9 protein-coding genes and 1 riboswitch are annotated in these 11,008 nt (G+C 46.3%); all 9 genes read left to right on the top strand.

Going from position 1 to position 11,008, the window contains the following annotated elements:
• Positions 1-14: 14 nt before the first annotated feature.
• A complete protein-coding gene (locus NQ502_RS00350) occupies positions 15-1,154 on the top strand; it encodes an ABC transporter ATP-binding protein (RefSeq protein ID WP_044983047.1) in 1,140 nt (379 codons plus the stop codon).
• Between the two features lie 142 nt (positions 1,155-1,296).
• A riboswitch (cobalamin riboswitch) is annotated at positions 1,297-1,473 on the top strand.
• A gap of 106 nt (positions 1,474-1,579) precedes the next feature.
• Positions 1,580-2,329: a class I SAM-dependent methyltransferase gene (locus tag NQ502_RS00345; RefSeq protein WP_028527862.1), complete on the top strand. Its 750-nt coding sequence runs from the start codon at positions 1,580-1,582 to the stop codon at positions 2,327-2,329.
• Positions 2,330-2,338: 9 nt separating this feature from the next.
• Positions 2,339-4,069, top strand: coding sequence for an ABC transporter ATP-binding protein (locus tag NQ502_RS00340; RefSeq protein WP_028527863.1), 1,731 nt, complete (start codon positions 2,339-2,341; stop codon positions 4,067-4,069).
• 13 nt (positions 4,070-4,082) lie between these two features.
• The gene (locus NQ502_RS00335) at positions 4,083-5,840 is read left to right on the top strand and encodes an ABC transporter ATP-binding protein (protein WP_242830241.1); all 1,758 of its coding nucleotides are present in this window, start codon (positions 4,083-4,085) and stop codon (positions 5,838-5,840) included.
• Position 5,841: 1 nt separating this feature from the next.
• Positions 5,842-6,765, top strand: coding sequence for an ABC transporter permease (locus tag NQ502_RS00330; RefSeq protein WP_028527865.1), 924 nt, complete (start codon positions 5,842-5,844; stop codon positions 6,763-6,765).
• Between the two features lie 9 nt (positions 6,766-6,774).
• A complete protein-coding gene (gene nikC / locus NQ502_RS00325; protein WP_028527866.1) occupies positions 6,775-7,635 on the top strand; it encodes a nickel transporter permease in 861 nt (286 codons plus the stop codon).
• Positions 7,616-8,407, top strand: coding sequence for an ABC transporter ATP-binding protein (locus NQ502_RS00320; RefSeq protein ID WP_049898051.1), 792 nt, complete (start codon positions 7,616-7,618; stop codon positions 8,405-8,407). The genes nikC and NQ502_RS00320 overlap by 20 nt, the downstream gene beginning before the upstream one ends.
• Positions 8,408-8,419: 12 nt before the next feature.
• Entirely contained in the window at positions 8,420-9,367 is a 948-nt protein-coding gene (locus tag NQ502_RS00315) for an oligopeptide/dipeptide ABC transporter ATP-binding protein (protein ID WP_028527867.1), read from the top strand.
• 18 nt (positions 9,368-9,385) lie between these two features.
• Positions 9,386-11,008, top strand: a complete 1,623-nt coding sequence (locus NQ502_RS00310; RefSeq protein ID WP_028527868.1) for a nickel ABC transporter substrate-binding protein — start codon at positions 9,386-9,388, stop codon at positions 11,006-11,008.

Below are 11,008 nucleotides of genomic sequence, written 5' to 3'. Positions count from 1 at the left end.
AAAAGGAGCTGTTTATGGAAAATGAAGTTCGGGCAGGCGGCCTGCAAATACACAAAGTAAATAAGTGGTATCCAGGCAATGTACACGCCGTTATCAATATGGATATGGAAATAGAACAGGGTGAATTTATTGTTTTCGTGGGGCCTTCCGGCTGTGGAAAGACTACACTGCTTCGTATGATTGCGGGACTTGAGGGCATCAGCAGCGGCGAGATCATGATGGATGGCAGGGTAGTTAATAAAGTACCGCCTAAGAACCGTGACATTGCAATGGTATTTCAGAATTATGCCCTCTATCCGAATATGAAGGTAAAGAATAATATTGCGTTCCCCCTCAAAATGCACCATACCAAAAAGCAGGAGGCAGCGGCACGGGTAGCTGAGGTGGCAAAAAAGCTGGAACTGGACACTCTGTTGGAACGGAAGCCCGGTGCACTCTCAGGGGGACAGCGTCAGCGTGTGGCTCTTGCGCGGTCATTGGTGAGAAGGCCTAAGCTTTTTTTGATGGATGAACCGCTGGCAAATCTGGATGCAAAACTCCGCACAGAGATGCGCCGGGAGATTATAACGCTTCAGCGGGAATTGGGTGTAACAACAATATATGTTACACATGACCAGATCGAAGCTATGACAATGGGGACACGTATTGCTGTAATGAATTGCGGCGTTTTACAGCAGTTTGGGACGCCGCAGGAGATTTATCAAAATCCGGCTAACCTTTTCGTTGCCGGATTTATAGGCTCTCCCAATATGAATATATGGGATACCAGGATTGTGTCATATCATGCACAGCATTTTCTGACTCTGGGTGAAGCCCGTATTCCTATAGACATAAGTGGTTTGCCTGGGGAGCAATTACAAGAACCGCTTAAGGCTGGTATCCGTCCGGAACACATTGAGCTTGCTTCAAAGAAAGAACCTGGCGCCATCCGGATGGAAATCGACCTGTTGGAGAATACAGGGCGTGAGGTGGCTGTTTTTCTTACTGCGTCCGGCATACCGAATCTTACGGTAATGACGAATGCTGATTTCCCCGGTCAAATTGGACATGAGATATATGTTCGTCTGAAGCAGGAGAAGATACATGTATTTAATGCAGAGGGAGAGCGATTGACGAGAGTGCAGACGGATACGAAGCACCGCAGTACAACATAAGAATCCGGGTGATGAAAACGCGTACGGGTGTTATGCAATGCTGTAATTGATATAACAAAATGGAATGAATTTAAGCGAAAAAAATTGTAGACTTCAGATAAAAAAGGTGATATTCTCATAAAAGAGCAAATTTAATACAATTTTATAGTTAAACTGTGCAAGTTCCGAAAGGATTAATAGAGAAACCGGTCAGAATCCGGTACGATCCCGTCACTGTGTTAGGGAGCATTCTTTCAAAGTGCCACTGGGTATTTACCCGGGAAGGTGGGAGAATGTGATGATCTTAAGTCAGGAGAACTGCTTGCACAGAAGTAGTTATGATTCTTACGGTGTATAAGGAGCATATGTTATTTGTGTGTTTACGGCCGTAGTGGGCCGTTTTTTTTTATTTAAAGCACAGACAACCAGATGAAAAGGAGGACAACATGGAACTGAACAGCGAGATCAAAGATTATTGGGAGGGTGAGGCGAAGGTCTACAGCCGTGGAATTCAGGAGGAACTGGACGGACCGCAGTGCGAGGCGTGGAAGGCACTGATTCGGGATTATGTACCACGCAGCGGCTCTCTGAAAATTCTGGATGCGGGATGCGGTCCGGGATTTTTTCCGGTCATTCTGGGGGAAGAGGGACATGAGGTGACGGGAATCGATATTACCGAAAATATGATTTCCTGTGCAGAGGAAAACGTAAAAGCCCGGGGACAGCACGCAGTACTGCAGACGATGGACTGTCAGGACCTGCAGTTTCCGGATAATACCTTTGATATGGTGATCAGCAGAAATATAACATGGACCCTGGGGGATCCTCAGAAAGCGTACAGGGAGTGGAAACGGGTGCTGAAGCCGGGAGGCAGGCTGCTGGTATTTGATGCGTGCTGGTATCTTTATCTGTACGACGAGGAACTTGGAAAACGATACCGGGACAATGAAGCCAGAATTAATGAAAAATACGGACGGAACGTACATGCTCATGCAAATCCACAGAAAGGAGATGAACTGAGCCGTCAGCTCTTCATGAGTGATAAGGTTCGCCCGTTGTGGGATCTGGAATATCTGATGTCACTGGGATTTGCAAGAGTATTTGCGGAGCCGAATATCATCGATAAAGTCTGGGATGAAAAAGGAAAGGAACTCAATAAACTGACACCGGCCTTTATGGTGGGCGCAGAAAAATAACGGACGATTATGGGAAAATACATAAGACTGATTGAATTTCTAAAAAAGATACCGGGAGATGTTGCAGTCAAGGTCATATTGGGACTATCCATGGTTGCGTGCAGTTTTATACAGGCATTTTGCCTTGCAAAGGGCGTCACAGCTGTATTTGATAAAAAGCAGCTGTCGGCTGTGCTGGGATATCTGGCAATATGCCTGCTGGCATTATTGTTCCGGTCATTTCTGGTACGATATCAGGAAGGATACGCGAAAAAGATGGCGGCCAAGGTAAAGGCGGTCATCAGGAATACGATGCTGGTAAAACTGATGCAGCTGGGACCGTCCTATAGAAACGACAAACGGACGGGAAACCTGCAGTCACTGATCACAGACGGGGTCGAGTCTTTTGAGGCGTTTCTGGTCCAGTACCTGCCGCAGACGGTTGTGGTATTTGTGACAACGCTGTTTTCTACGGTTTATCTGTGGACACTGGACTGGGCAGTAGGGCTTCTTGTTTTGATTATGGCGATTTTAGCCATCGTAGTTCCCCATTTATTCATGCCGGCAGTATCTAAAGTTATGATTGAATACTGGCAGGATTATGCAGATCTGAATGCTCAGTATATCGACAGCATGCAGGGTATGAATACGCTGAAATCCATGGGAGTCAGCAAACGGGAAGGAAAGAAGCTGGCGGAGCGTGCCTGGGGATTTGCAGGAGAATCCATGAAAAATCTGGGAATTTCCCTGTCTGACTCAGCAGTGATCGTTACGTGTACGGCCATCGGAACGGCAGCCAGCATCGCCATTGCAGCGTATCACATGGCTCAGGGAAAGCTATCCTATGGAAGTCTCCTGATCATTCTGTTCCTGGCAGGTGAATGTATGAAGCCCCTGAATGATATGAATACATACTGGCACAGCAGTTATCTGGGACTCTCCGTTGCAGAAGAGCTGTTTGCGGTGCTGGATGAACCGGTCGCATTGAAGGATGGAAAAGGTCCGAATCAGCTCACCGGGAAGCTCCCGGAGATTTCCATGAATCAGGTATTCTTTCATTACGATAAGAGTTCCGCAGATGTACTGGAGAATATTGATTTGCAGTTTGACTCAGGAAAGATTACAGCCATTGTGGGAAAATCGGGTTCCGGAAAGTCTACAATTGTGAACCTTCTGCTTCGTTTTTATGATGTTTCCTCCGGCAGTATTATTCTGGACGGAATGGATCTTCGGGATTTTTCCATCGAGTTTCTGCGCAGCAAAATTGCGGTGGTGTTCCAGGAATCCTATCTGTTTTATGGAACGATCAGAGAAAATATCAAGATGGCAAATCCAGAAGCCTCCGATGAGGCGATGATAAAAGCGGCAAAAACGGCGAATGCCCACGAATTCATCATGGAACTTCCTGACGGATATGACACGATTGTGGGAGAGAGAGGCGCTACGCTTTCCGGCGGAGAACGTCAGCGGGTTTCCATAGCCCGGGCAATTCTCAAAGACGCACCAATCCTGATTTTGGATGAGGCTACGTCCAGTGTTGATATGATTCATGAGTCATTGATACAGGAAGCCCTGAATCGGTGTATGAAACATAAGACGACCATTGTAATTGCTCACAGGCTTTCTACCATTGAGCATGCAGACAGGATCTATGTGCTGGATCATGGAAAACTGGCAGGATGGGGAACTCACCAGGAGTTACTGGAACATAACAGTACCTATCAGGGACTCATAAAGGCACAGAAATATGCAGAAAAGTAAAAAGGAACAACAAATGGAAAAAACAAGAATTCAAAATGTATTACGACTTTCCAAAAGGTTGAAACCATACAGAGCCAGAATTGCGGGAGCTGTCGCAAGCGGTGTGGGACACCAGCTATCTATCGTTGCAGTGTCGGCAGTCTGTGCGTACCTGACAGGGCTTGCGATTGAAGGAAAGCTGCTGGAACGTATGCCGGCGATGGCGGCCCTGCTCGCTGCTATCGTCGCGGCAAGGGTTTTCTTCTATTTTATAGAGATGTGGCTGGCCCATGATGTGGCTTTTAAGGTTCTGGCAGATTTCAGGATCAGATTGTTTAATGCTATTGAACGGGTCTCGCCTGCGATTTTACTGAATATGCGTTCTGGACAGCTCGCCTCCACGTTGATGAGTGATGTGGAATTGCTGGAGTGGTTTTTTGCCCATTCATTCGGAAGCATTCTGGTGGCGGTGATTGCGCCGCTGGTGCTGATGGTCTGCCTGGGCTTTCTTTATCCAGTACTGCCGCTGCTGCTGATCTTCTTTTTGATCATCCTTGTTTGGATTCCGGTCTGGATGAAAAAGAAGGCGGATACCCAGGGGAGACAGGTAAGAGAACAGCTGGGAGATGCCAATGCGGTTACCATGGAAGGTGTTCAGGGTATGAAGGAGATTCTTTCTTTGAATTACCTGAAAGCTTATCAGAAGAAAAATGAAGCCTATATGAGCCGATTTTATGCAAGTCAGCTTGTCTACGGCAAACGTCTGGGAACAGAGGGTGCCCTGCTTCAGGGAGTCCTGGGAGTCTCCATGCTGTGCATAACGGCTGTAGCGGCAGGACTGGTGCTGAATGGAAAGATTGGTTTTGCCTGGTATCCGGTGGTGGTAATACTTTCCGGTATGGTTCTGGGACCCGTTGTGGAAGTGTGTAATACGGCGAGAAACTTTGGGCTGATCTTCGCAGCAGCGGATCGTGTCTACCGTGTATTGGAAGCTGAACCCCAAGTGAAGGACTGCGGCAAAGAAGTAGATACTGACGGGCTGTCACCAATTGTGACATACGATCGCGTGTCGTTTCGCTATCAGGAAGATCTTGAAAATGCGGTGGAACATGTCAGTTTTACCGTCAACCCGGGTGAGACGGTTGCCCTTGTGGGAGCTTCCGGAGCGGGAAAAAGTACGTGTATGAATCTGCTTCTTCGTTACTGGGATGTAGAAGAAGGTTCCATAAAAATCGGAGGCTGTGATCTGCGGGATATGACTCTTAAGAATTTAAGGGAGCTGACATCCGTTGTGCTTCAGGATGTGTATCTGTTTCGGGATACAATTCGTGAAAACATCCGGCTCGGGAAACCGGAGGCTACGGATGATGAGGTAGAGCAGGCTGCCAGGATGGCACTTGCCCATGAGTTCATCATGGAGCTGCCCAAAGGATACGATACGATAGCCGGTGAGAGCGGATTGAAGCTGTCAGGCGGCCAGCGGCAAAGGATTGCCATAGCAAGGGCTTTGTTAAAAAGTTCGCCCATACTGATCCTGGATGAGGCAGTGTCCAATTTGGATACAGAAAATGAGAAAGAGATTCAGGAGTCCATCAGAATATCAAGCTCCAGAAAGACCACTATTATTGTAGCCCATCGTCTTTCCACGATCCGGTCGGCAGATAAAATTGTAGTTCTAAAAAGCGGTCACGTGGTTCAGACGGGTACCTATAAGGAGCTGGCCCAAGTGCAGGGGTTATTCAGGGAGCTGATTTCAGCTCAGATCAGCCGCAGCGGTAAGGGTGGTGAATAATGTGCTGAAATATGTGGTGAAAAGATTGTTGATACTGTTGCCGATTGTACTGGTGATGTCCATATTGGTGTTTGGATTGAGTACACTGTCATCAGGTGATGCGGCAAGGGTCCTGGCAGAACAGATCTATGGTCACCCCACCCAGACTGAGATTGAACAGGTACGCCATGAAAATGGTCTGGACCAGCCAATCTGCAGACAATATGTTAGGTGGCTGGGAAATGTGCTGCACGGGGATTTTGGGACTTCCTATCAGACCCAGAAGTCTGCGGTGGAAGAACTGGCAAAACGGTTTCCGGCTACACTGAAACTGGCAGTGACAGCGTTTCTGCTCCTGTTGCTGGCAGCAATTCCGCTTGGAATTATATCGGCAGTGTGGGAACATTCCTGGATCGACAAACTATTGCAGGTGTTTTCCTTTTTCAGTGTCTCCATGCCGTCTTTCTGGCTGGGGCTGATGCTGCTTTACCTTTTTGGAGTGAAATTAAAGCTGATTCCAATCATCGGCGGGACGGATGTTCCTATTTTGGCAGCGGTCACGCTGGACATCGGCTACTTTGGTGTGGTAATTCGTCTGATGAGAACAAATTTGAGTGATGTATTAAAAAAAGATTATATCCGTGCTTGCCGCGCCAAAGGGTTATCAGGTTTTAAAATTGTAATGAAGCATGGACTGAAGAACGCAATCCTGCCTGTAATTACACAGATGAGCAGCATGTGTGTCAGTCTTCTGTGCGGATCAGCAGTGATAGAATCGATCTATTCTATCCAGGGAATTGGAAAGCTGGCGCTTGAAGCTGTCTATACAAAAGATCTGCCGGTGCTTCAGTGTTTTATTCTGGTCATCACCTGTTTTGTGGTGGTGCTCAATCTTCTGATCGATATCCTGTATTCAGCGATTGATGCCAGAATTCAGCTGGAATAGGAGGTTGTTATGAAAAAACGAGCAAAAGAGCTGGAAAATCAAGGGTTATCCAATACCAGATGGAAACAGATATTTCGGCAGGGCAAAACCAAGGTTGGGCTGATCATTGTTCTGCTATTTATCGTTGTCGCTGTCTTTGCACCTGTCCTCGCACCTAATAATCCCTTACTGGTGGATGTTGCCCATAAACTGGAAGGGCCCAGCCGCAGCTACCTGCTGGGAACGGATCAGCTGGGACGCTGTATCCTTTCCCGGCTGATATGGGGAAGCAGATATTCTCTGCTGTACAGCGGTATTGTGCTGCTGTTGACGCTGCTGATCGGAGTGCCTGTTGGTCTTATTTCCGGATATGTGGGCGGAAAACTGGATCTGTTTATGATGCGGATCATAGATATCTTTATGGCGATGCCCAGCTTTATCGTTGCACTTGCGATTGCCGGCACTCTGGGCGCCAGCGGAAGAAATCTGGTAATCGCCATGTCCTGTGTATACTGGGCTGCCTATGCAAGGCTTACGAGGGCTTTGACGATGCAAGTCAAAGAACAGAATTATATGCTGGCATTAAAAGCAGGGGGATGCAGCCACGGACAGATTATTTTTAAACATGTATTAAAAAATATTTCGCCCTCAATCATCGCGCTGGCGACGATTGAAATTGGTTCGATTATCCTGGCGATCGCCGGGTTTTCCTTTATCGGGCTGGGCGTACAGCCGCCTGTACCGGAGTGGGGGATCATGCTAAGTGACAGTCAAAGTTTTATTCAGACATATCCCCGCCTGATGATGTACCCGGGAATTGTGATTGTAATTGTAGTAATGGCCTTTAATTTGTTAGGAGATGGGATGAAAAATGGAATGTCAGCAAAATGATCGGCTAACCGTCACTGATCTGCATGTTGAATTTTACACCTCAGAAGGTGTGGTTCGCGCATTAAACGGAGTCAGTCTGGAAGTACAAAGAGGGAAGATCACAGCACTGGTGGGGGAGAGCGGAAGTGGAAAATCAGTCACCTCCCTTGCCATTATGGATTTGCTGCCTGCCAATGGCAAGGTTGTAAAGGGCGATATACGGACCGGTGATATCCTTTTCAAAGATCTTTCCCAAAAACAGCGCCAGAAGCTAAACGGCACCCTGATGGGTATGATTTTCCAGGATCCGCTTGCCTCGTTAAGTCCATTGTATACTGTGGGAAATCAGATGTCAGAAGGGCTTTTGTGCCACTATAAGATAAACAGGAAAGAAGCTTTTGAAAAATCGGTATCGTACCTGGAGGCAGTGGACCTGCAAAATCCAGAGCAGTTGATGAATAAATACCCTTTTGAGTTAAGCGGAGGGATGTGTCAGCGTGTGATGATTGCCATCGCCATGGCACTTCATCCTACATTTTTGATTGCAGATGAACCGACAACAGCTCTGGATGTGACGGTTCAGAGACAGATTCTTTCGGAAATATACCAGATGAGCAAAAAAGAGAACGTGGGCGTTTTATTTATTACCCATGATCTTGGAGTTGTTGCGGAGATTGCAGATTATGTTTATATCATGCAGGATGGTGAAATTGTAGAAGATGCCGATGTGGATACTGTATTTCACCATCCAAAACATCATTATACAAAACAGCTGCTGAATGCAATCCTATAAAGGAGACAAAACATGAAAACTATATTGTCGGCTGACGAAGTGAAAAAAATTTACGGCAAAACAGATTCAATCAGAGCCGTCGACGGTGTCTCGCTCAAGCTTATCAAAGGAAAATCACTGGCACTGATTGGTGAAAGCGGAAGCGGAAAAACAACTTTTGGAAAATTGGCAGTAGGACTTGAAAAGGTATCTTCAGGAACAATTTCTTTTATGGGAAAAGAAATTCAAAATCTGAAGGAAAAAGAAATCCGCAGACTGCGCAGGGATATGCAGATGATATTCCAAAGCAGCAGCGGAGTATTTGACCCGGGGTATACGATTGGCGAGAGTATTTATGAAGTGTTGAAAAACTACGTCTCGCTGTCAAAGGCAGAGTACAGCGAAGCTATAGAGGAAGTACTGGAAAAAGTCGGTCTGGATCCGTCCTTTAGAAACAGCTATGCCAGCCAGATCAGCGGTGGACAATGTCAGAGAGCCAATATTGCGAGGGCACTCGTGCTCCATCCGAAAATGGTAATCTGTGACGAACCAGTCTCAAGTCTGGACTTTTCCATACGAAAACAAATCTTAACTTTGTTGCGGGATATGGGTCAGGAATTCGGTATTACTTATCTTTTGATTACGCATGATCTGTCCAATGTCCCCTATGTATGTGATGCTGTAGCTATCATGTATCAGGGGAAAATTGTGGAGCAGATCGCTCAGACGGAACAGATCGAAAAAACGGCACTTCACCCATATACGAAGCTGTTGTTCCAGTCGATTCCGGCAACAGATCCAAGAGAAAGAAAGATTGGAATTCCAAATGGTGCACGGCCGGCAGCTGTACAAAATGATGTAAAAGGCTGCAGTTTCCAAAACAGGTGCCCCTATCGTAAAGAAGTGTGCAAAGAAGTTCAGCCCTTACTCAGGGAAGCGGCAAAAGGACATGATGTCGCCTGTCACTGTTATCATACATAAAAAAGGAGAGACAAAACGATGAGAAAAAAAGCAAGCAGACTATTTGTGACAGCAGTTATAAGCTCGGTACTGTTCCTTACAGGATGCAGTTCAGGAGGTGATATGAGTACTTCCCAGGAATCCGGCAGCATAGAGGCGGCACAGGAGGACGGTGAAACGACATCGGCAGAAGAAAAGGTGGTAACAGCCCTGATTTCCAGTGATATAACACCGGAGGATGCTGATACGATCTCAAGCTGTGACGAAGATTTCCGACTGCTGGAAATGGTCTATGAACCGCTGGTCAAATATGGATCCGGCGGCGAAATTGAGCCGGCGCTGGCTAAATCATGGGAGATCAGCGAGGACGGAAAAGAATACACCTTTCATTTGAGAGAAGATGCAAAATATTCTGACGGTACAGATTTTAATGCAGACAGTGTACTGTTTAATTATTCCCGCTGGACGGAACAGCAGGTATTTTCTGCAACGCTGCTGGATGTAAAAAAAATTGATGACTATACCGTTACTTTTATTTTTGACAAAGTAGCATATCCCTGTCTGATCGAATTTACGTACCCACGTCCTTATCGTATGCTGAGTGAAAATGCAGTAGATGAAGAAGGAGATTTTAAAGAGATGATCGGAGCCGGGCAGTGGATGGTTGAGAACTATAAAACCAACCAGGAAGTGGTACTGGTTCCCAACCCCTATTATTACGGAGAAGCACCGAAAGTAGATAAAGTCATCCTGAAACTGGTAGAAGACGGACAGGCAAGAACCATGGCCATGCAGAGCGGTGAAGCGGATATTACGATCGGTGATACACCGGTGGAAAATAAATCAGTAATAGAAAATGATGAGAATCTGGAAATACTAAAGGCCAATGGTACACAGAGTTTTTATCTGATTCTCAATTATGAAAATAAAGCGCTTCAGGATCAGAGAGTTCGCCAGGCATTGAATTATGCCACCAATCAGGAAGGGCTTGTAAATGACCTGCTGGATGGAGCGGGCACAGCCGCAACCGGTCTTTTTACCCCGAATACACCATATGTGACAGAAAAGAACAGTCCTGGTTATGCATATGATACAGAAAAAGCGGCGGAACTTTTAAAAGATGCAGGGTACGAAGATACAAACGGAGACGGCATCGTGGAGAAAGACGGAGAAAAACTGTCATTCCGACTGGTATTCCAGACAGAGGAATTTGCAAACTGGAAGACAATTTGCGAATATCTGCAGTCTGAATATGCAAAGGTTGGAATCGAGGTTGAGCTGGTTCAGATGGAGTCGGCATCCTATTATGATGCAATCTGGTCGACAAGAGATTACGATATGATCATTTATCGTACTTATGAAGATTCCTGGAATCCTCATGGTTTCCTTTCCAGTCTGTTCTATCAATCCGAAGGAAATCCCTCTGTTTCCTGGTATGATGAACAGATCAACGAGAACATTGAGAAAGTATTAGTCACCATTGACGAAGATGAGAGGACAACATTATATGACGCCATCTTTACGAGGATGAATGATCAGGCAGTGTGTATTCCGCTGTATTATCCAAACAAAGAGTACGTATATAATAAACGCCTGACAGGAGTTACCGAGGCCCCTACTTCTTATGAAGGTATCATCTGGGGAGAGGTAGATATTCAGTAA

This window comes from Ruminococcus gauvreauii (genome assembly GCF_025151995.1).
In the GTDB taxonomy this organism is placed as follows: domain Bacteria; phylum Bacillota; class Clostridia; order Lachnospirales; family Lachnospiraceae; genus Ruminococcus_G; species Ruminococcus_G gauvreauii.
This window is presented reverse-complemented; position numbering and strand designations above follow the sequence as displayed.

What these genes read in the sequence shown, in the direction of transcription:
- NQ502_RS00350 (WP_044983047.1), top strand. Translation starts at nt 15, where the DNA reads ATGGAAAATGAAGTTCGGGCAGGCGGCCTGCAAATACACAAAGTAAAT.
- NQ502_RS00345 (WP_028527862.1), top strand. Translation starts at nt 1,580, where the DNA reads ATGGAACTGAACAGCGAGATCAAAGATTATTGGGAGGGTGAGGCGAAG.
- NQ502_RS00340 (WP_028527863.1), top strand. Translation starts at nt 2,339, where the DNA reads ATGGGAAAATACATAAGACTGATTGAATTTCTAAAAAAGATACCGGGA.
- NQ502_RS00335 (WP_242830241.1), top strand. Translation starts at nt 4,083, where the DNA reads ATGGAAAAAACAAGAATTCAAAATGTATTACGACTTTCCAAAAGGTTG.
- nikC (WP_028527866.1), top strand. Translation starts at nt 6,775, where the DNA reads ATGAAAAAACGAGCAAAAGAGCTGGAAAATCAAGGGTTATCCAATACC.
- NQ502_RS00320 (WP_049898051.1), top strand. Translation starts at nt 7,616, where the DNA reads ATGGAATGTCAGCAAAATGATCGGCTAACCGTCACTGATCTGCATGTT.
- NQ502_RS00315 (WP_028527867.1), top strand. Translation starts at nt 8,420, where the DNA reads ATGAAAACTATATTGTCGGCTGACGAAGTGAAAAAAATTTACGGCAAA.
- NQ502_RS00310 (WP_028527868.1), top strand. Translation starts at nt 9,386, where the DNA reads ATGAGAAAAAAAGCAAGCAGACTATTTGTGACAGCAGTTATAAGCTCG.